This is a genomic window from Kribbella kalugense, assembly GCF_004365875.1.
Taxonomy (GTDB): domain Bacteria; phylum Actinomycetota; class Actinomycetes; order Propionibacteriales; family Kribbellaceae; genus Kribbella; species Kribbella kalugense.
Map to the genome: position 1 here is coordinate 2,670,616 of NZ_SODF01000001.1, position 19,850 is coordinate 2,690,465.

The following is a 19,850-nucleotide window of genomic DNA, read 5'->3' on the forward strand; positions in this document are numbered from 1 at the left end:
TCCTAGGCTCTGACCATGCCTGAGTTGATCGAACCGACCGCCGAGCTGCGCGACTCGTTCCTGGAATCGTCCCGCGAATGGGGCGAGGAGCACCAGGACGGCGCCGGGCTGTGGGAGGCCGACGATCTGACCACGGCCGAAGGATTCGCCGAGTGGACCGAGCGCCTGCGCCGGCAGAGCGACTCCGTCGAAATCACCGCAGAGCGGGTGCCCGCGACGTACTGGTGGATCGTTGAGGACGGCAACTACCTGGGCGCGATCACGTTGCGGCACGCGCTCAACGAGAAGCTGGCCGAGGGCGGTGGGCACATCGGGTACGGCGTACGTCCGTCGGCGCGTGGTCGCGGTCTGGCGACCTGGGCCCTCGGGCAGGTGCTCGACCGGGCCCGCGCCCGCGGCATGGACCGGGTGATGGTCAGCTGCGACGACGACAACGTGGCGTCGGCGCGGACGATCGAGCGCAACGGCGGCGTACTCCAGGACGTAGGCGAAACCTGGCTAGGCCTGACCCGCCGCTACTGGATCGAGCTCTGACCAGAGCCGGCCTACGACAAACCTCGTAGTCGCGGGCGGACGGAAGTTGCGCATTCCGTCCGACGCGGGAGGTGCCCCGGGATTCCTACCGTCGAGGCATGAACACGATCATCATCGGCGCGGGACAGGCCGGGCTCGCCACCGGTTACCACCTACAGCGGCTCGACGAGCCGTTCACGATCCTCGACGGCGGCGCACGGGTGGGAGACCAGTGGCGGTCGCACTGGGACAGCCTGAAGCTCTACTCGCCGGCGAAGTACGACGGACTGCCCGGCCTCCCGTTCCCGGGCGAGCCGTGGCACTACCCGGGCAAGGACGAGGTCGCCGACTACCTCGCGTCGTACGCCGAGCGCTTCGACCTGCCGATCCGGCCGAACGCCCGGGTCGACAAGCTCGAGCGGCTCGACGACCGATGGATCGCCACCGTCGGGCGCGAGCAGCTCACTGCCGACAACGTCGTGGTCGCCACCGGCACCTTCGGGCGTACGCCGTACCTCCCGGACTTCGCGGTCGACCTGGACCCGGCGATCCGGCAGCTGCATTCGTCGGAGTACCAGCGACCGGAGCAGCTCAAGGACGGAGCGGTGCTGGTCGTCGGCGGATCGCATTCCGGCACCGACATCGCCTACGAGGTCGCGCAGACGCACCAGACGATCCTGTCCGGCCGCGATCCTGGCCAGGTGCCGTTCACGCCCGGCCGGCCCAGCCAGGCCTTCTTCTGGCCGGTCATGTTGTTCGCGTGGCGGCATGTGCTCAACCGCCGGACGCCGATGGGCAGGAAGGAGATGGAGCACATGCGGCACCACGGCGGCCCGATGATCCGGGTCAAGCGGGCAGATCTGCTCGAGCGAGGCGTCGAGCGAGTACCGGCCCGGGTCACCGGAACGCAGGACGGTCGGCCGATGCTGGCGGACGGCCGGGTGCTGGACGTCGCGAACGTGGTGTGGGCGACCGGGTTCCGGCAGGTGTTCGACTGGATCAAGGTGCCGATCGTCGGCGCGGACGGCTGGCCGCGCGAGTACCGCGGGGTCGCCGAGAACGCGCCCGGTCTGTTCTTCTGCGGGCTGTCGTTCCAGTACGCCTTCAGTTCGATGGTGCTGCCGGGGGTCGGCCGGGACGCGGCGTACGTCGCCCGGCGGATCGCGGCGCGGGTCCGCACCGAGCGGAGTCTTGCCGCCGCGTGAACCGGCAGGGCATGCTCACCTGTGGGGGCATCGGATGGGCATTGTCGACGATCTGCAGCGAGCCCGGACCGCGTTCGAGCAACGCGACTGGGCCGCTGCGTACGAGCGCCTGACCGCCGCCGACGGGGAACCGGCGGCGGTCGGTCTCGGGGCGGACGAGCTGATGACCCTGGCGATGGCCGCGTTCCTGCTCGGCGACATCGATGCCTGCATCCGGGCACTGCAGCGCGGATACCGGCTGCGGATCGACAACGGCGAGGTGCTGGGCGCGGTGCGGTTCGCGTACTGGCTGGCCCGGGTGCTGAACGGACGCGGGGAGGCCGCGATCGGCACCGGCTGGGCCGCGCGGGCCGAACGATTGCTGGCGGATCAACCCGAAGATGTGGTGGAGCGGGGTTACCTGCTGATCCACGACTTCTTCCGTTGCCTTGAGCGCGGCGACTTCGCGGCCGGGCTCGCCGTCGGCGAGGAGATGGTCAGCGTGGCGCGCCGGCACGGTGATCCGGACCTGCTGGCGCAGGGCCTGGTGTGCAAGGGCAGGCTCCTGATGTACTCCGGTCAGGTGCCGGAAGGACTCGCCACCTTGGACGAGGCGATGGTCGGCGTCGCGGCCGGAGAGCTCTCACCGGTCTTCGCCGGCACCGTCTACTGCGCAATGATCGACGCTTGTCAGGAGGTCCTCGACTTCGCACGGGTCTCGGCCTGGACGAGCGCGCTCACGCGCTGGTGCGACACCCAGCCGGATCTGGTGCCGTTCACCGGACAGTGCGCCGTTCACCGCGGACAGATCCTGCGGCTGCACGCGGCGTACCCCGAGGCGTTGGCGGAGTTCGAGGATGCGTGCCGGCGGTACGCGTCACTGGGGTTCAACGCGGCGGCCGGGCTGGCCTTGAGCGAGCGCGGCGACGTACTGCGGATCCGCGGTGACTACGTGGCGGCGGAGGCGTCGTACGACGAGGCGGCGAGCTACGGGTACGACGCACAACCCGGGCGCGCGCTGTTGATGGCGGCACGCGGGCGGGTTCCGGGCGCCGCTGCCGCCGTACGCCGGATGCTCGCGGAGACGAACGATCCGGTGCATCGATCGCGGCTGCTGGCCGGTGCGGTCGAGGTGCTGCTCGCGGGTGACGCGCTGCCCGAGGCCGAGGATGCGGCCGGCCAGTTGTCGACGATCGCCGACGGGTTCGGGTGCACGGGGTTGCGCGCGTCGGCGGCGTACTGCCTGGCCTTGGTGGCGTTGGCGGGTGAGGATCCCGATCGCGCGCTGCCGCAGGCACGGCTCGCGGTGCGACTCTGGGGCGAACTGCGGGCGCCGTACGAGGTGGCGCAGGCGAAGGTGCTGGTGGGGCGAGCGGTCCGGATGCTCGGGGACGAGGACTCGGCGACCGCTGAACTGACCGCGGCCTGCCGGACGTTCGCGGAGCTCGGGACGGTGCCGGCCCGGCAGGAGGCCGAGAGGCTGACCGGCCGCGGGACTACCGGCGGGCTGACCGGGCGAGAGCTGGACGTGCTGCGGTTGGTTGCTGTGGGCAACAGTAATGCGGAGATCGCGGGCCGGCTGGTGCTGAGCGACAAGACGGTAGCCCGGCATCTCACCAACATCTTCGCGAAGCTCGACGTACCGTCCCGGACGGCGGCCGCGGCGTACGCACGCGACCACGACCTGCTGTGAAAGGTTCTCCGGAGGGAGTGCGTTCCCTCTCGCGGGTGAGGTGACGCCGGGCGGTCGGCCGCGATGCTCGAGGGGTGAGCACAACAGAGCGTCCTGTCCCGCGGTGGGCGTACCGCCTGGCCCATGTCGTCCCTTTCCTGACGCTGCCGTCCGGGCTCTGGCGGCTTGGGCTCGTCTTCGGCTCGTCGATGGGCATGCTCGACGACAACGGCCGGCCGGCCTACCTCGAGGGTGCCGGCGGCAAGGTGTACGTCGTCTGCCTGACGATCTTCTCCGAGTTGGTAGCGCTGACCGCGCTCGGTCTGGTGCAGCGTTGGGGTGAGGTCGCGCCGCGCTGGATCCCGTTCATCGGCGGCCGCCGGGTCGCGCCGTACGCCGCCATCGTCCCCGCCACCCTTGGCGCCCTGTCGCTGATCGCCATCTGGACCTACGGGTTCCGTGATGTGTGGACGGACCACTTCATCCCGTTCTCCAGCACGGCGTGGAAAGCACTCATGATCGCCTGCTACGCCCCGCTGTACCTCTGGGGTCCAGCCCTCCTGGTGCTGACGTGGGCCTACTACCGCCGCCGCGGACGCGGTTTCAGTGCGATAGCAGGAAGAGTCGGAGCCGGCAGCGGGTCGCCGTCGTAGCCGGTCACCATCGGGAAGCGGTCGTTGCCGCCGGCATTGATCGCGGACTGCCAGTCGTTGCGGGCGGCGACGATCTCTTCGTGGGAGCGGCCAATGAAGTTCCACCACATCACCAGCTCCTCCTCGAACGGTTCGCCGCCGAGCAGGAGGAAGCGGACTCCGTTGTCCGAGGCAACCAGGTCGATGGAGTCGCGGTTGGCGCCGAAGTACACCATCTCACCGAAGCCCGGCGTCAGGTCTCCGACCGACAGCGATCCGTCGACGACCAGCACGGCGTACTCGTTGGAAGTTGTCAGCGGGAGGGCGAGCGTGCGGCCGGGCTCGATGGTGATGTCGGCGCCGACGAGTGGGGTGTAGGCCGGCGCGGGGGAGGTCACGCCGGCGACGGTGCCGATCATGACGGTTACTCGGGCGCCGTCGAGTTCGAGCTGCGGCAGGTCGGCGTACGCGTTGAAGGCAGGCGGGATGGTCGTCCGGACCGAGTCCGGGAGGGCGACCCACAGCTGGGCTCCGTGCAGCCTCGGCGGCGCGGTCGGAGTGGAGACCTCGGAGTGCGCGATCCCGTTGCCCGCGGTCATGATGTTGAGCTCGCCCGGCCGGATGAGGGCGTGCGATCCGACGCTGTCGCGGTGCTCGATCTCGCCCTCGAACAACCAGCTGACCGTCTGCAGGCTCGTGTGCGGGTGCGGCGGGACCAGCATGCCGCGCTCCCCCGGTGCGTCGTACGAATCGACCCGCTGGGTCAGGTCATCGGGCCCGTAGTGATCGACGAAGCACCAGGCGCCGACCATCCGGCGATTCTTGTTCGGCAGCAGTCGCCGGACCTTCGTCGTACGCCCCAGCACAACGTCGCGCGCCTCGAGCATCTCCAACGCGGGTCCTTCACAGTCCCCGCTGCCAACCACTTCGGCCGGATCCTTCTCGAGATCACTCATCCACGTCCTCGCTTCGCTCCGGGCGCGGATGAGGCACGATCACGCTGTGTCTTTTGATGAGTTCGCTTCGCTCACTCATGATGCTGTCCATTCCAGGAGCTTCTGCTGGTCCCAGGTGTTGATGACGCGATCAGGCACCACGCCGCAGTCCTCGGCGCGTTCGCAGCCGTAGACCTGCCAGTCGAGCTGGCCGGGTGCGTGCGCGTCGGTGTCGATCGAGAACATGCACTCCATCTCTACGGCCATCGAGAGCAGGCGCTTCGGCGGGTCGAGCCGTTCGGGCCGCGAGTTGATCTCGACCGCCGTACCGAACTGGCGGCAGGCCTCGAAGACCACCTCGGGGTCGAACTCCGACTCGGGCCGGGTACCGCGGCCGCCGGTGATCAACCGGCCGGTGCAGTGGCCGAGGATGTCGACGTGCGGGTTGGCGATCGCGCGGACCATCCGCTCGGTCATCGGCTCGGACGCCATCCGCAGCTTCGAGTGGACGCTGGCCACCACGACGTCGAGCCGGGCCAGGATCTCGGTGTCGCAGTCGAGGGTGCCGTCCTCGTTGATGTCGACCTCGATACCGTTCAGGATCCGGAAGCCGTCGAGTTCGTCGGTCAGCTTTTTGTTGAGCTCGGCAACGACCTCGATCTGCTGCAGCCGGCGTTCGCGGGACAGTCCGTTGGCGACGGTCAGCCGGGGTGAGTGGTCGGTCAGCGCGACGTACGAGTGCCCGAGCCGGTGCGCCGTACGCGCCATCTCCTCGATCGGGCTCCCGCCGTCGGACCACTCCGAATGCAGGTGCAGGTCGGCCTTCAGCTCCGCCCGCATGCCGGTCCCGGCCGTGGTCAGCTCCCCCGCCGCCTCCTCCAGCTTGACCAGGTACGACGGGGTCGCGCCGTCCATCGCCTCCACGATGACGGCCTCGGTCTTCGGCCCGATCCCGGCCAACTCGGTCAGCGTGCCGGCCCGGCGGCGGGCGCGAACCTCAGCAGCCGGCAGCGCCGCGATCGTGTCGGCCGCCCGCCGGTACGCCTTCACCCGATGGGTCGGCTGCCGGTCCCGCTCGAGGTAGTACCCGATCGCGCGCAACGCCGCGACCGCGTTGTCCACACCAGCCTTGTCGCTCATGCGGTCCATCATCGCAGCGCGGACCGCCACGCAGGCAGAAGTACCCGGGCAAGCGGCTACCGACCCGATTTAGGCGGGTTCTGCATGCCTGGCGGTCCGGGCAGCTATGGTCTGGGCGTGGTGAAGGCGACGAAGGCGCGGGCGGAGCGGTTGCAGAACGCGACCGGCGCCCTCGCGACCGCGGCCATGGCGGCGATGGACGCGAAGCTGCCGTGGTTCGCGAAGTTGTCGGCACAGGACCGGTCCTGGATCGGGCTGGTGGCACAGTCCGGGATCTCGGCGTTCGTGGAGTGGTTCCGCGACCCCGACGAGCACTCCTCGATGCCGACCCGGATCTTCGGGTCCGCGCCGCGGGAGTTCACCCGGGTGATCTCGCTGCACCAGACCGTCGACCTGGTCCGGACCACGATCGAGACCATCGAGAACACCATCGGCACGCTGCTCCCACCCGACGACGTCCCGATCGTCCACGAGGCCATGCAGCGGTACGCCCGGGAGGTCGCGTTCGCCGCCGCCACCGTCTACGCCCAGGCCGCCGAGATGCGCGGCGCCTGGGACGCACGACTCGAAGCACTCCTCGTCGACTCGGTGATCCGCGGCGAGGCGGACGAGTCCGTCCGCTCCCGCGCCTCTGCCCTCGGCTGGACCGGAGCCGCCGGTACGACGGGATCCGCGGAAGTCGCCGTGGTCGTCGGCCGGGCGCCGGCCACGACTAGCACCGAGGGCGGCTCGACCGTGGCCGACATGGTTCGGCACGCGGCCCGGGAGGCGGGTGCTGACGCACTGTGCGCGGTCCAGGGCGATCGTCTGGTGGTGGTACTCGGGGGTACGAGCAAACCTGTCGAGATCGTACAAAAACTGGCCCAGTGGTTCGGACCCGGCCCGATCGTCGTCGGCCCGGTCGTGAAGGACCTGATGTCGGCCGTCGCCTCGGCTCGGGCCGCCGTCGCCGGTCTTCGCGCAGCGCCCGCGTGGCCGGGTGCGCCCCGGCCGGTCCAGGCCGACGAGCTGCTCCCGGAACGGTCACTCTCCGGAGACGGCCACGCCCGCCGCCAGCTCGCCAACGAGGTCTACGGCCCGCTCACGGTAGGCGATGGCGTGCTTCTCGACACGGTTTCGGCGTACCTGGACTCCGGCGGTTCGATCGAGGCGACAGCCCGGGCGATGTTCATCCACGCCAATACCGTCCGGTATCGGTTGAAGCGTGTGGCGGACATCACGGAGTACAACCCGCTGGACCCCCGCGACGCTTTCACACTACGTGTCGCACTGACGTTGGGCCGCCTGCTCAATCCCGAGCCGGGAAGTTCCGTTTTGTAGGATCTCTACAAACCGGCCCGGAAGAATTCGTGCTTGTCCTGAGGCTCTCGACGGGTCCGGCTGAGGGAGAGTTGTCACGTGCTCGTCATCGTCGCGCCCGGTCAGGGTGCCCAGACCCCAGGATTCCTCGAACCGTGGCTGGCGGACCCGGTGTTCGAGAGCCGGCTGAACTGGCTCTCCGCGGTGGCCGGTCTCGACCTCGCCCACTACGGCACCAAAGCCGACGCGGACACGATCCGCGACACCGCGATCGCGCAGCCGCTGCTGGTCGCGTCCAGCATGCTGGCCGCGCTGGCGGTCTTCCCGCACCCGGCCGACGCCTTCACCAAGGTCGGCGCGGTCGCCGGTCACAGCGTCGGTGAGCTCGCCGCCGCGGCCGGCACCGGCGTACTGACCGCGGAGCAGGCGATGGTCCTCGTCCGCGAGCGCGGCAAGGCGATGGCCGCCGCTGCGGCGCAGACCGCGACCTCGATGACCGCGGTCCTGGGCGGTGACCGCGACGAGATCCTGGCCAAGCTGGCCGAGCACGGCCTGACCGCGGCGAACGACAACGGCCCTGGCCAGATCGTTGCCGCCGGCACCGTTGAGGAGCTGGCCGCACTGGCCGCCGACCCGCCGGCCAAGACCCGGCTGATCCCGCTGTCGGTCGCCGGCGCGTTCCACACCAGGCACATGGAGCCGGCCGTCCAGACGCTGGCGAAGTACGCGACCGCGATCAGCACCCACGACCCGCGGACCCGCCTGATCTCGAACCGGGACGGCCACGTGGTCCACGACGGCCGGGACGTCCTGCAGCGGCTCGTCAACCAGGTCAACGCGCCGGTCCGCTGGGACCTGTGCATGCAGACCATGTCGGACCTCGATGTGACCGGCATCCTCGAGCTGCCGCCGGCGGGCACGCTGACCGGGATCGCGCGTCGCGCCCTCAAGGGTGTCGAGACGTTCGCGCTGAAGACGCCGGACCAGCTCGACGACGCCCGCGCGTTCGTCGAGAAGCACGGCAGCCCGTCCGAGATCGACGCCTCCCCGACCTGGCGGCTGCTGGTCGCCCCGATGAAGGGGACGTTCACCCGCTCCGAGCAGGTACGCCGGGAGTCCGGTGACACGGTCGAGGCCGGCGAGGTGGTCGCGACGGTGAAGAGCCTCCGCGACGAGATCGAGGTCAAGGCCCCGCACGGCGGCATCGTGGTCGAGTGGCTCGCCGAAGAAGGCGACCCGGTAGCACCGGGCCAGCCCCTGGTCCGCCTCCACCCAGCCGGGAGCAACACATGATCAATGCGTCGACAGGTTCGCAGTACGCCGGAATTCTCGGGATCGGGTCGTACCGGCCGCGGCGCGTCGTACCGAACGCGGAGATCCTCGAGCAGATCGACTCCAGCGACGAGTGGATCCAGACCCGGTCCGGGATCAAGGAACGCCGCTGGGCCAGCGACGACGAGACCGTGCTGATGATGTCGGTGAACGCGGCCAAGGACGCCTTGCAGGAGTCCGGCATCGACCCGGCCGAGATCGGCGCCGTCGTCGTCGCGACCGTCACGCACCTGTACCAGACACCGGCGATCGCGACCCGGGTCGCCGTCGAGGTGGGCGCTCCGACCGCGGCCGCGTTCGACATCTCCGCGGCCTGCGCGGGCTTCTGCTACGGCGTCGCGATGGCGAACGACCTGGTCCGCGGCGGCAGTGCGAAGTACGTGCTGGCGATCGGGGTCGAGCGGCTCAGTGACATCACCGACCGGACCGACCGCGGTACGGCGTTCATCTTCGCCGACGGGGCCGGCGCCGCGATCGTTGGTCCGACCGACGAACCGGGCATCGGCCCGGTGGTGTGGGGCTCGGACGGCACGCAGCACCAGGTGATCAGCCAGACCGAATCGTGGCCGGAGGCAGTCGCCGACTCCAAGTGGCCGCACCTGGCGATGGACGGCAACCCGGTGTTCCGGTGGGCGTCGTTCGCGATGGCGAAGGCCGCGCAGCAGGCGCTGGACGTGGCCGGCGTGAAGGCCGAGCAGCTCGACCTGTTCGTGCCGCACCAGGCGAACATGCGGATCACCGACGCGATGCGACGCACGCTGAAACTGCCCGAGCACGTCAAGGTTGCCCGCGACATCGAGCGCCAGGGCAACACCTCGGCCGCCTCGATCCCGCTCGCGATCACCGCGATGCGGGAGGCCGGCGAAGCCAAGAGCGGCGACCTCGCTTTGATCATCGGCTTCGGCGCGGGCCTCGTGTACGCCGCCCTGGTGATCCGGCTTCCGTAGCTTCTCAATTTAATTCCGTCATAGTTGTCCGGGGCAGCTCAGGTGGCTGTACCCGGCTGTAGCGGCCAGCGAAGCTGGCACAAAGCCAGAAGAATCCGAAAGGGAACCAGAGAACATGGCCAGCACCGAAGAGATCCGTTCCAACCTCGCCGAGATCGTGAACGAGATCGCCGGCATCCCGGTGGAGGACGTCCAGCTGGACAAGTCCTTCACCGACGACCTCGACGTCGACTCGCTCTCCATGGTGGAGGTCGTGGTGGCCGCCGAGGAGAAGTTCGACGTGAAGATCCCCGACGACGAGGTCAAGAACCTGAAGACCGTCGGCGACGCCGTCGCGTTCATCGAGCGCGCCCAGAACGGCTGACGTCCGCCGTCACCCGTGCTGGCCGGGTGCTCACCGGCTCCCCCGGTGAGCACCACGCAGTACCGAACTCCCCTCGCTCCCCAATCCCGCAGATCGCTGATGTGAAGGATGAGGTAACCATGTCGAAGACCCGAGTCGTCATCACTGGGCTCGGAGCCACGACCCCGCTCGGCGGCGACGTGGCCAGCTCCTGGGAAGGGTTGCTGGCCGGTCGTTCCGGCGCTCGGCGGCTGACCGACGACTGGGTGCAGAACCTGGCGGTCCAGATCGCCGCCCCGGCCGCGGTCGACCCGACCGAGGTGATCGAGCGGGTCAAGGCCCGCCGCCTGGACCGGACCGCGCAGCTCGCCGTCGTCGCCGCCCGTGAGGCCTGGGCCGACTCCGGCCTGGAAGAGTCCGGAATGGACAAGGAGCGGCTCGGCGTCGCGGTCGCCTCCGGTATCGGCGGTCTGCACACCACGCTGTCGAACTACGACGCGCTGAAGACCAACCCGCGCCGGGTGTCGCCGCTGGCGATCCCGATGCTGATGCCGAACTCGTCCGCGGCGTACGTCAGCCTGGAGTTCGGTGCGAAGGGCGGCGTACACACCCCGGTCTCGGCCTGCGCCTCCGGCAACGAGGCGATCTGGCTGGGGCTGGACCAGATCCGGCTCGGCCGCGCGGACGTGGTGATCGCCGGTGGCGCCGAGGGCGCGATCATGGCGCTGCCGCTGGCCGCGTTCGGGATGATGCAGGCGCTGAGCAAGCGCAACGACGACCCGGAACGCGCCTCGCGGCCCTGGGACGTGGACCGCGACGGCTTCCTGCTCGGTGAAGGCGCCGGGGTCTTGATCCTGGAGTCGTACGAGCACGCGAAGGCGCGCGGCGCGAAGATGTACGCCGAAGTGGCCGGCGCGGGCATCTCCGCCGACGGACACGACATCGCGCAGCCCGACCCGACCGGTTCCGGCGCACGCCGGGCGATGGAGCGGGCGCTGGTCGAGGGCGACCTGACCCCGGCCGACATCTTCCACATCAACGCGCACGCCACGTCGACGCCGCAGGGTGACATCGCCGAGTCGCTCGCGATCCGGCAGGCGCTCGGCAAGGAGGCGGACCACGCGGTCGCCACGGCGCCGAAGTCGATGATCGGTCACCTGCTCGGCGGCGCAGGTGCGGTGGAGTCGATCGCGACCGTGCTCGCCGTACACAACCGGGTCTCGCCGCCGACCATCAACGTGGACAAGCTCGACGACCAGATCGACCTGGACGTCGCGACCGAGCAGCGCAAGCTGCCCGACGGGGACATCGCGGCGCTGAACAACTCGTTCGGCTTCGGCGGCCACAACGCCGCCATCGCCTTCAAATCGCTTTAATTCCCTGGAGGCCCGCATGACCGTTGCCCCGGCGAAACCGGCCAAACTACCCCGTGAGCTGGACCCGCGTAATCCGGTCAGCCGGCTGACGAATCTGCTCGACGCGGGGAGCCTGGAGCTGATCACGCCGGACAACCTGTCCGGGATGATCGCGGCTCGCGGCCGGATTGCCGGGGCGAAGGTGGTCGCGTTCTGCTCCGACGCCACCGTGATGGGCGGCGCGATGGGCGACGAGGGCTGCGACGTCGTGGTCAAGGCGTACGAGGTCGCTCGCGAGGAGCAGGTGCCGATCATCGGGCTGTGGCACTCCGGCGGCGCGCGGCTGGCCGAAGGGGTGCTGAGCCTGCACGCGGTCGGCAAGATCTTCTTCGCGATGACGCAGGCGTCGGGGAAGATCCCGCAGCTTTCCGTCGTCCTCGGCCCGGCGGCGGGCGGTGCGGCGTACGGCCCGGCGCTGACCGACATCGTCATCCTCGGTCCGGAGGGCCGGATCTTCGTCACCGGGCCGGACGTGGTCCGCTCGGTCACCGGTGAGGACGTCGACATGCTCCGGCTCGGCGGTCCCGAGCCGCACGGCCGGCGGTCCGGCGTCGTCCACATCACCACAGATTCCGAGGCGGCCGCGCTCGAGCAGGCGCGCCGGCTCACCGACCTGCTCGCCAACCAGGGCTCGATGTCGACCGACATCCCGGACACCGATCTGTCCGGGTTCCTGCCCGAGTCGGCCAAGCGTGCGTACGACGTCCATCCGCTGGTCGGAGGGGTGCTCGACGACGAGTCCTCCGTCGAACTTCACCAGCGCTGGGCGCCGAACATCGTCACCACGCTCGGCCGGCTCGGCGGGCGGACGGTCGGCGTGATCGCGAACAACCCGCTCCGGCTCGGTGGTTGCCTGGACGCGCTGTCGGCCGAGAAGGCGTCCCGCTTCGTCCGGATGTGCGACGCGTTCGGGGTGCCGCTGGTCGTGCTGGTCGACGTACCCGGGTACCTGCCGGGTGTCGGTCAGGAGTGGGACGGCGTCGTACGACGAGGTGCCAAGCTGCTGCATGCCTTCGCCGAGGCCGTCGTACCGCGGGTGACGCTGGTGACCCGGAAGACGTACGGCGGGGCGTACATCGCGATGAACGCCCGGTCGCTGGGGGCGACCCGGGTGTTCGCGTGGCCGCGGGCCGAGGTGGCCGTGATGGGTGCGATCGCTGCGGTCCGGGTGCTGCACCGGCGGAAGCTGGCCGAGGTCGATCCGGAGGTCCGGCCGCAGGTCGAGGCCGAGCTCGCCGCGGAACACGAGAAGATTGCCGGTGGCATCGACCGGGCCATCGAGATCGGCGTGGTCGACGAGGTCGTCGAACCCACCCGCACCCGCACCGCCCTCGCAACAGCCCTCGCCAAGGCAGAGTCGACCGGCACCATCCGCGGAAACCACGGCAACATCCCGCTCTGACACGCACGAAGGGCACGGATCCTAGGATCCGTGCCCTTCACGTGGTGCGGCCGCTGTTGTTCACAACCACCGGGGGTGTCCCGACACCCGGTGGCCCAGCGGCCACGGCCCCTCCCACCCTGTATGAAGTCTGATGCTCAGTCTCATCGAAAAGTTGTCGGAAGTCGCCGTGCTTCACAGCTTTCTTCTGAAGTTCTCAGGATCCGCTTAGACAACCTGGTGCAGCCAGCGAACCGGAGCACCGTCTCCGGCGTACCGGAACGGCTCCAGCTCGTCGTCCCACGGGCGGCCGAGCAGGCGCTCGACCTCCTCGGTCAGGTCGGCCTCACCGCTGGCCGCCTTCAGCATGGCCGCCTTCAACCGCTCCTCCGGAACCATGATGTCGCCGTGTACGCCGGTGGTCGCGTGGAAGACCCCGAGCTCGGGCGTGAACGAGTACCGCTCGCCCTCGACGCCGTTGCTCGGCTCCTCGGTCACCTCGAACCGGAGCTTCTGCCACCCGCGCAGGGCGGACGCCAGCTTCGCCGCCGTGCCGGCCTCGGCCTGCCACGACAGCTCGGCCCGGTACTGACCTTGAGCCGCAGGCTGCGGTGTCCAGTCCAGTTTCACGGGCACGCCGAGTATGCCGCCCGCGGCCCACTCGACATGCGGGCACAACGCTGACGGCACCGTGTGGACGTAAAGAACGCCACGAGTTGTCGCCACCGGGACCTCCTGTGCTCGAGCTGCGCCTTCCCCAGCGTTCTCGAGCCTGTCCGTCGATCCCGGCGGAACCAGTTTTCCACGAGGCACCATGAGGTGCCCCGAGCAACACTGCGTACATCTTGCACCACGACCCCCTACAACACCAGCAACCTCGCCGTGTCAACTACATCACCGTCGTGTCGCGATTCAGGTTGATGCCCGCCGGACCAGTCGAGTGGGGAGGATCAGCGGGGTCGGAGCATCCCCCGCGATCAGCGCGAGGAGCATGCGAGCCATCTCGCGACCGAGGGACTGGATCGGCTGGCTGACCGTGGTCAGCGGCGGATTGGTGTGACGAGCGGTGGCGACATCGTTGAACCCGACGAGCGCCACCTCACCGGGAACCGTCTTGCCGGCATCCGTGAGTACCCGAAGCGCGCCGGCCGCCATCTGGTCGGAGGCGACGAAAACCGCGTCCAGGTCCGGGTACGTCGCGAGCAGCTCGTGCATCGCGCGCGTACCGCCGTCCTCGGAGAAGTCAGCGTGAACGACCCGGCTCGTGTCCAGGCCGGCGACCGCGAGCGCCTCCTGATAGCCCTTGTACCGCGCAAGCCCGGCGCTCTCGTCCATCCGCCCGGTGATGGTCGCGATCCGCGTCCGGCCGGTCGCAACCAGATGCTCGGTCGCCAGCCTGGCGCCACCACGGTTGTCGGCGTCGACGTAGTACCGCGGCTCGAAGGCGACCGGCCGACCGCCGAACACGACTGGTACGCCGGACTGCTCGGCGAACTGGGCCAGCGGGTCGTCGTCGTGCATCGACATCAGCATCAGGCCGTCGGTCTGCCTGGTCCGCAAGAGTCGCTCGAGCCGGGTCTGACCGCGGGCCGAGGTCGCCATCATCAGCACGAGTTCGAGCTCGGTCTCCTCGAGCACCGAACTGATCCCGACCACGATCTCGGCGAAGAACGGATCCGCGAACACCAGCGGGTTGTCGCTGGAGATCGCCAGTACGACGGCACCGACCTGCTGGGTCGCCAGCGCGCGAGCCGACGCGTTCGGCACGTACCCGAGGTCGGTGACGGCACGCTGGACGGCCTCCCGCTTCGCCTTGCTGACGTGCGGGGCGTTGTTGAGCACCCGGGACGCCACCGACCGGGAGACGCTGGCCCGCTCGGCGACCTCGTCGAGCGTCACTTGCCGTTTGCGGAGGTCGGACACGGCAGTAATGGTAGCGCTCCCAGGCTCTTGACACAGTGTAAATGCGTGGGCACGATGCGGGAGAACTGGAAGCGCTCCCAAACGCGTGATGGAGGCCGTCCGATGCCTACTGCCCGACAGCGCGCCCTGATTCTCGCGCTCACCGTCGCCGTTCTTCCGTTCAGCGCGATCAAGCCTGCCGTCGCGGCTGATCCGACGTACGAGCGCGTGCTGAACGGGACGTTCGACAGCGAGAAGGAGCCGTGGTGGACGAGTGGAAACACTCCGTCCGCGGTCACCGACGGCCGGCTGTGCGCGCAGATCCCGGCCGGCACGGTCAACGTCTGGGACTCGATGATCGGCCAGGACGACCTGCCGCTCGAACAGGGCCAGCCGTACACCCTGCGGTTCGACGCGTCGACCAGTCGACCGGTCCAGTTCCGTGCCGTCCTCCAACAGGCCGCCGCGCCCCACGGGACCGCGTTCAACCAGGCGGTCAACGCCACCACGACCACGCAGACGTTCACTTTCACGGGCACCTCGCCGGTCAGTGACACTCACGGGCAGGTCTCGTTCCAGGCCGGCGGTGCGACTGAGCCGTACACGCTCTGCCTGGACAACATCTCGGTCATCGGCGGGATCGTTCCGCCCGGCGGCGTCCGCGACTTCGGCTCACCGGTCCGCGTCAACCAGGTCGGGTACCTCACCAACGGGCCGAAGCGAGCCACCTACGTGACGACCGCGACCACGCCCCTCGACTGGCGATTGCTTGCCGCGAGCAACCAGATCGTCAGCCACGGCCGTACCAAACCGTTCGGCAAGGACGCTCTCTCGGGCGACGCCGTCCAACTGATCGACTTCGGCTCGTACCGCGGCACCGGCAGCGGCCTCCGGCTGGCCGTCGGCGACGACGTCAGCGAGCCGTTCGACATCAGCAGCCAGGTGTACGCCGGACTTCGGAAAGACGCACTCGCGTACTTCTACAACAACCGCAGCGGCATCCCGATCGAGGCGAAGTACGTCGGCGACACGTACGCCCGCCCCGCCGGTCATCTCGGCGTCGCGCCGAACCAGGGCGACACGTCGGTCCCCTGCTACCCCGGCACCTGCGACTACAGCCTCGACGTCCGCGGCGGCTGGTACGACGCCGGCGACCAGGGCAAGTACGTCGTCAACGGCGCACTCGCGGCCTGGCAACTGCTCGACCTGTACGAGGAGACCGGACCCGGCGTCAGCCTGAAGATTCCCGAGGCGGGCAACCGTACGCCGGACGTGCTCGACGAGGCCAAGTGGGAGCTCGACTTCCTGCTGAGCATGCAGGTGCCGAAAGGCCAACCGCTGGCCGGGATGGTGCATCACAAGATTCATGACGAGAAGTGGACCGCGCTGGGGACGCCGCCGGCCGACGACCCGCAACCGCGGTACCTCTACCCGCCCTCGACCGCGGCGACCCTGAACCTCGCAGCCGTCGGCGCCCGTTGCGCCCGCGTCTACGCGAAGTGGGACAAGCAGTTCGCCGCACGCTGCCTGTCGGCTGCCGAGACGGCCTGGAACGCGGCCCGGCAGCACCCGGCGATCTACGCACCCGCAGGCGGTGAAGGCGGCGGCGCGTACGACGACACGAAGGTGACGGACGAGTTCTCCTGGGCCGCGGCGGAACTGTTCGCGACCACGGGCAAGGCGTCGTACCGGCACTTCATCACCACGACGCTGAACGCCGCCGACGGGTTCTCCTGGCAGGAGACCGGCGGGCTGGCCGATCTCGCGCTCGCCCGGGTGCCGTGGCGGCTGTCGTCAGCCGACCAGCGGAAGGTGCGCCAGCGGATCGCCACGGCGGCCGACACCTACCTGGCCGACCTCAGGTCGCAGGGGTACGCCAACCCGTACAAGCCGGCCGACGGCCAGTACGTCTGGGGCTCCAACTCAGGTACGGCGAACGACGCGATGATCCTCGGAATCGCGGCGGACCTCACCGGCCGGGCTGCCTATCGCTCAGCGGCCCTGGAGTCGCTTGACTACCTGCTCGGACGGAATGCGATCAACCAGTCCTATGTGACCGGGTACGGCGAGCGAGCCAGCGACAACCAGCACCACCGATTCTGGGCACACTCGCTCAACCCTGCGCTGCCATCGCCGTACCCCGGATCGATGGCGGGCGGACCGAACTCGCACCTGCAGGATCCCGTTGCCCAGCGCAACCTCCCTGGCTGCGCTCCGGCGAAGTGCTACATCGACGACATCGGCTCGTACTCGACCAACGAGGTCGCGATCAACTGGAACTCCGCGCTGGCCTGGCTGTCGGCGTACGCCGACACTCAATCGCACACCAGGCTGGCTGAAGCGAAGCTGCTGAGCAGTCCGATCGATCTGACCAGCGGGTTCTACGTCGATCCGAACTCGAACCCGGCGACCTGGGTCCGCGACCATCAGAGCGACTCCAGGGCGAGCAGCATCCAGAGCAACATCGCCTCGAAGCCGATGGCCAAGTGGTTCGCCAACCCGCCCGCCGGGACCACGATCGGGGCGATGGTCGGCGGCCTCGTGGGCGCGGCGGACAACGCGGACAAGCTGCCGATCCTGGTCGCGTACAACCTGCCCGGGCGAGATGCGTGCGGTGGTCATTCGGGCGGCGGGGCCGGATCGCCGGCGGCGTACCGCAGTTGGGTCGCGGCGTTCGCGGACTCGATCGGCAGTCGCCCTGCGGTGGTGATCATCGAACCCGATGCGCTGGGCGACTTCAACTGCATGAGCGCGGACCAGATCGCGGAGCGGAACGGCATGCTCTCGTTCGCGCTCCAGCAATTCCGGGACCGGGCGCCGAACACGTGGGCGTACCTGGACGCCGGCAACGCCGGATGGGTGCCCGCGGCAACGATGGCGCAGCGATTGGACGGCGCCGGGGTGAGCGCGGCGCACGGGTTCGTGGTCAACGTGTCGAACTACTACACCACGTCCCAGTCGGTGAGCTACGCGAACGACGTACGGGCGAACCAGTCGGCGCCGAAGCCGTTCGTCGTCGACACCAGCCGGAACGGCAACGGGTCCAACGGCGAGTGGTGCAACCCGGCCGGCCGCAAGCTCGGCTCCCCCGGCCAGGTCGGCGGCGGCGCCGAAATGCTCCTCTGGGTCAAGGTCCCGGGCGACTCCGACGGCCCCTGCGGCATCGCCCCGACCACACCGGCCGGCCAGTTCACTCCTGAACTGGCCACCGGGCTGATCAACGGTTTTTAGGGGAAGCGGGAGGCGAGGGCGATACAGGCGCCAGCTGCGGCCAGGGTGAAGAGCATGGCGATGCCGGCGTAACGGGAGGTGATCTCCTTGTCGACCTCGTCGTACCCGACCGAGGAGCCGATGTCCTTGTAGACGTCCTTGAGCTCGCCCGCGGACTCCGCCGTGTACGCCTTGCCGCCGGTCATCTCGGCGATGCTGCGCAGCTCGGTGCGGTCCGGTGGGACCCGCTGCCGGATGCCGTCCATCTCGATGAAGCCGGAGTCAGTGCCGAAGCAGATCGTGTAGACGGGGGTGTTCTTCGCTTTCGCTGCCTGCGCGCCTTCCTGTGCGGTCCGGCCGACGGTCCGCTTGCCGTCCGACAGCATCACGATCCGGGCCGGGGCCGGATCGTTCGGATGAGCGGGATCCGGCGGGACCTGGGTGAGCGCCTGCAGCGAGGTGAAGATGCCCTCGCCGGTCGCGGTCGACTCGGCCAGCTCCAGTCCGTCGATCGAACGGTTCACCGTGGCCCGGTCCGTGGTCGGTGGCACGATGATGGACGCCGTACCGGCGAAGTTGACCAGCGCGACGTTGAACTTGGTCGGCAGGTTGTTGACGAACTCCTTCGCCGACTCCTTCGCCGCTTCCAGCCGGTTCGGCTCGATGTCGGTCGCCATCATCGACAGCGAGACGTCGATCGCGACCACGATGGTGGCCCGCTCCCGCGGCACTTTGACCTTGTCCTTCGGCTGCGCGAACGCCAGGATGCAGGTCATCGCGGCCAGCAGCGCCAGCCCGACGGCCAGGTGCCGCCGCCACTGCGGCCGCCGCGGCGCGACCCGGTCCAGCAGCGCGATGTTGGTGAACCGCAGCGCGTACTGCGAGCGGCGGTGCTGCATGAAGATGTACCCCGCGACGATCAGCGGGATCAGCAGCAGGAACCACAATCTGGCCGGAGACAGGAAATGCATCAGCGAGCCACTCCCTTCGGCGGTTGGTGCAGGCGGGGCGCAACATGCCGGTAGGCGAGGACGAACCGCACGGTGTCGGCGACCCAGTCCCGGTCGGTCCGCAGCACAAGGTGCCCCGCACCTACCCTACGCAGGGCGGCCCTGGTTCGTTCCCGTTGCGCGAGCGCAGCGACCGCGAACGCTTCCCGGACCTTGCGCCGCCGGGTGTCGATCTCGCGCACCTCGCCGGTCTCGGGGTCACCGATCGTGACCACGCCGATGTTCGGCAGCTCCAGCTCGCGCGGGTCGACGACCTCGACCGCGAGCACCTGGTGCTGAGCGGTCAGCTTGCGCATCGCCCGCTCCCACGACGGCTCGATCTGGCTCGCAACCTCGCCGTCCTGCGGGGTAAGGAAGTCGGACACGATCACGCGCAGTCCACGCTTGCGTTGGGTCCGGGCCATCGACTCGAGCGCCGCGGACAGGTCGCTGCGGTGCGCCTCCTGGTCGCCGCTGTACTGCTCGGCCAGCAGCGCGCGCAGCAAACCGTAGAGCGCGAGTCGCCCGGAGCGCGCCGGCCAGCGCCGCAGCGCCGAGTCGCGGAGCATCAGCCCGCCGAACCGGTCACCGAGCCGGTGGGTCAGGAATCCGACCGTGGCCACGGCCGCGACAGCCAGCTCGCGCTTCTCGAGGGTCGACGTACCGAAGTCCATCGAGCCGGACAGGTCGACCAGGGCCCAGGTCTCCAGCTCACGGTCCGCGATCAGGTCGCGGACGTGCGGGATCGTGGTCCGAGCGGTGACCGCCCAGTCCATCCGCCGTACGTCGTCACCGACCTGGTACTCGCGGGCCTCGGCGAGCTCGGTGCCGGGACCAGGCAACAGCCCCAGGTGCTCCCCGTGCAGGTAGCCCTCCAGCCGCCGTACGACGGTCAGCTCGAGCCGCCGCAGCGCACGCTCAGGAGCAAGCTGCGAGATCGTCATCGCAACTCGTGG

Annotated in this window: 17 protein-coding genes; 11 read left to right on the plus strand and 6 right to left on the minus strand. The window is 69.3% G+C overall.

Features of this window, described 5'->3' with window-relative positions; translation table 11 throughout:
• Positions 1-15 precede the first annotated feature (15 nt).
• The 4 genes from EV650_RS12480 (at position 16) to EV650_RS12495 (ending at position 4,022) form a co-directional block, all read left to right on the plus strand.
• Positions 16-534, plus strand: coding sequence for a GNAT family N-acetyltransferase (locus EV650_RS12480; protein WP_134118466.1), 519 nt, complete (start codon positions 16-18; stop codon positions 532-534).
• 98 nt (positions 535-632) lie between these two features.
• Positions 633-1,718: a flavin-containing monooxygenase gene (locus EV650_RS12485; protein ID WP_134118469.1), complete on the plus strand. Its 1,086-nt coding sequence runs from the start codon at positions 633-635 to the stop codon at positions 1,716-1,718.
• Positions 1,719-1,752: 34 nt separating this feature from the next.
• Positions 1,753-3,390: a LuxR family transcriptional regulator gene (locus EV650_RS12490; RefSeq protein WP_134118471.1), complete on the plus strand. Its 1,638-nt coding sequence runs from the start codon at positions 1,753-1,755 to the stop codon at positions 3,388-3,390.
• Between the two features lie 74 nt (positions 3,391-3,464).
• Positions 3,465-4,022 carry a hypothetical protein gene (locus EV650_RS12495; protein WP_134118473.1) on the plus strand — a complete coding sequence of 186 codons (558 nt, stop codon included), beginning with the start codon at positions 3,465-3,467 and terminating at the stop codon, positions 4,020-4,022.
• On the opposite strand, the gene EV650_RS12500 is transcribed toward EV650_RS12495, so the two are convergent.
• Positions 3,950-4,957 carry a pirin family protein gene (locus EV650_RS12500; RefSeq protein ID WP_134118475.1) on the minus strand — a complete coding sequence of 336 codons (1,008 nt, stop codon included), beginning with the start codon at positions 4,955-4,957 and terminating at the stop codon, positions 3,950-3,952. The two genes, EV650_RS12495 and EV650_RS12500, sit on opposite strands and share 73 nt — an antisense overlap.
• Positions 4,958-5,032: 75 nt before the next feature.
• Positions 5,033-6,076 carry a PHP domain-containing protein gene (locus tag EV650_RS12505; RefSeq protein ID WP_238174172.1) on the minus strand — a complete coding sequence of 348 codons (1,044 nt, stop codon included), beginning with the start codon at positions 6,074-6,076 and terminating at the stop codon, positions 5,033-5,035.
• Between the two features lie 84 nt (positions 6,077-6,160).
• Between EV650_RS12505 and EV650_RS12510 the strand changes: the two genes are divergently transcribed.
• The 6 genes from EV650_RS12510 to EV650_RS12535 all read left to right on the plus strand — a co-directional run bounded on the left by EV650_RS12510 (position 6,161) and on the right by EV650_RS12535 (position 12,814).
• Positions 6,161-7,396: a PucR family transcriptional regulator gene (locus EV650_RS12510; RefSeq protein WP_134118477.1), complete on the plus strand. Its 1,236-nt coding sequence runs from the start codon at positions 6,161-6,163 to the stop codon at positions 7,394-7,396.
• Between the two features lie 78 nt (positions 7,397-7,474).
• Positions 7,475-8,668: an acyltransferase domain-containing protein gene (locus EV650_RS12515; protein WP_134118479.1), complete on the plus strand. Its 1,194-nt coding sequence runs from the start codon at positions 7,475-7,477 to the stop codon at positions 8,666-8,668.
• Entirely contained in the window at positions 8,665-9,654 is a 990-nt protein-coding gene (locus EV650_RS12520; RefSeq protein ID WP_134118481.1) for a beta-ketoacyl-ACP synthase III, read from the plus strand. Before EV650_RS12515 ends, EV650_RS12520 begins: the two co-directional genes overlap by 4 nt.
• Before the next feature lie 115 nt (positions 9,655-9,769).
• Positions 9,770-10,018, plus strand: a complete 249-nt coding sequence (locus EV650_RS12525; protein WP_130446978.1) for an acyl carrier protein — start codon at positions 9,770-9,772, stop codon at positions 10,016-10,018.
• A gap of 119 nt (positions 10,019-10,137) precedes the next feature.
• A complete protein-coding gene (gene fabF, locus EV650_RS12530) occupies positions 10,138-11,373 on the plus strand; it encodes a beta-ketoacyl-ACP synthase II (RefSeq protein WP_134118483.1) in 1,236 nt (411 codons plus the stop codon).
• Positions 11,374-11,389: 16 nt separating this feature from the next.
• The gene (locus EV650_RS12535; RefSeq protein ID WP_134118485.1) at positions 11,390-12,814 is read left to right on the plus strand and encodes an acyl-CoA carboxylase subunit beta; all 1,425 of its coding nucleotides are present in this window, start codon (positions 11,390-11,392) and stop codon (positions 12,812-12,814) included.
• Positions 12,815-13,021: 207 nt separating this feature from the next.
• Here the strand turns inward: EV650_RS12535 and EV650_RS12540 are convergent, their stop codons facing one another.
• Positions 13,022-13,519 (minus strand): DUF3145 domain-containing protein, encoded by a 498-nt coding sequence (locus tag EV650_RS12540; RefSeq protein WP_134118487.1) that lies wholly within the window; start codon positions 13,517-13,519, stop codon positions 13,022-13,024.
• Between the two features lie 186 nt (positions 13,520-13,705).
• Positions 13,706-14,716: a LacI family DNA-binding transcriptional regulator gene (locus tag EV650_RS12545; protein ID WP_202874477.1), complete on the minus strand. Its 1,011-nt coding sequence runs from the start codon at positions 14,714-14,716 to the stop codon at positions 13,706-13,708.
• A gap of 102 nt (positions 14,717-14,818) precedes the next feature.
• Here EV650_RS12545 and EV650_RS12550 point away from each other — a divergent pair, with 102 nt between their 5' ends.
• Positions 14,819-17,926, plus strand: a complete 3,108-nt coding sequence (locus EV650_RS12550; protein WP_166678095.1) for a glycoside hydrolase family 9 protein — start codon at positions 14,819-14,821, stop codon at positions 17,924-17,926.
• On the opposite strand, the gene EV650_RS12555 is transcribed toward EV650_RS12550, so the two are convergent.
• Both EV650_RS12555 and EV650_RS12560 read right to left on the minus strand, forming a co-directional pair.
• Positions 17,923-18,876: a VWA domain-containing protein gene (locus EV650_RS12555; RefSeq protein ID WP_134118489.1), complete on the minus strand. Its 954-nt coding sequence runs from the start codon at positions 18,874-18,876 to the stop codon at positions 17,923-17,925. The two genes, EV650_RS12550 and EV650_RS12555, sit on opposite strands and share 4 nt — an antisense overlap.
• Positions 18,876-19,838, minus strand: coding sequence for a DUF58 domain-containing protein (locus EV650_RS12560; protein WP_134118491.1), 963 nt, complete (start codon positions 19,836-19,838; stop codon positions 18,876-18,878). The genes EV650_RS12555 and EV650_RS12560 overlap by 1 nt, the downstream gene beginning before the upstream one ends.
• Between the last annotated feature and the right edge of the window lie 12 nt (positions 19,839-19,850).

Bases quoted from the DNA above. Each gene is read 5' to 3' on its own strand.
- EV650_RS12505 (WP_238174172.1), bottom strand. From the start codon at position 6,076: ATGAGCGACAAGGCTGGTGTGGACAACGCGGTCGCGGCGTTGCGCGCG.
- EV650_RS12560 (WP_134118491.1), bottom strand. From the start codon at position 19,838: ATGACGATCTCGCAGCTTGCTCCTGAGCGTGCGCTGCGGCGGCTCGAG.
- EV650_RS12550 (WP_166678095.1), top strand. From the start codon at position 14,819: ATGCCTACTGCCCGACAGCGCGCCCTGATTCTCGCGCTCACCGTCGCC.
- EV650_RS12490 (WP_134118471.1), top strand. From the start codon at position 1,753: ATGGGCATTGTCGACGATCTGCAGCGAGCCCGGACCGCGTTCGAGCAA.
- EV650_RS12480 (WP_134118466.1), top strand. From the start codon at position 16: ATGCCTGAGTTGATCGAACCGACCGCCGAGCTGCGCGACTCGTTCCTG.
- EV650_RS12535 (WP_134118485.1), top strand. From the start codon at position 11,390: ATGACCGTTGCCCCGGCGAAACCGGCCAAACTACCCCGTGAGCTGGAC.
- EV650_RS12510 (WP_134118477.1), top strand. From the start codon at position 6,161: ATGCCTGGCGGTCCGGGCAGCTATGGTCTGGGCGTGGTGAAGGCGACG.
- fabF (WP_134118483.1), top strand. From the start codon at position 10,138: ATGTCGAAGACCCGAGTCGTCATCACTGGGCTCGGAGCCACGACCCCG.
- EV650_RS12520 (WP_134118481.1), top strand. From the start codon at position 8,665: ATGATCAATGCGTCGACAGGTTCGCAGTACGCCGGAATTCTCGGGATC.
- EV650_RS12555 (WP_134118489.1), bottom strand. From the start codon at position 18,876: ATGCATTTCCTGTCTCCGGCCAGATTGTGGTTCCTGCTGCTGATCCCG.
- EV650_RS12525 (WP_130446978.1), top strand. From the start codon at position 9,770: ATGGCCAGCACCGAAGAGATCCGTTCCAACCTCGCCGAGATCGTGAAC.
- EV650_RS12485 (WP_134118469.1), top strand. From the start codon at position 633: ATGAACACGATCATCATCGGCGCGGGACAGGCCGGGCTCGCCACCGGT.
- EV650_RS12500 (WP_134118475.1), bottom strand. From the start codon at position 4,957: ATGAGTGATCTCGAGAAGGATCCGGCCGAAGTGGTTGGCAGCGGGGAC.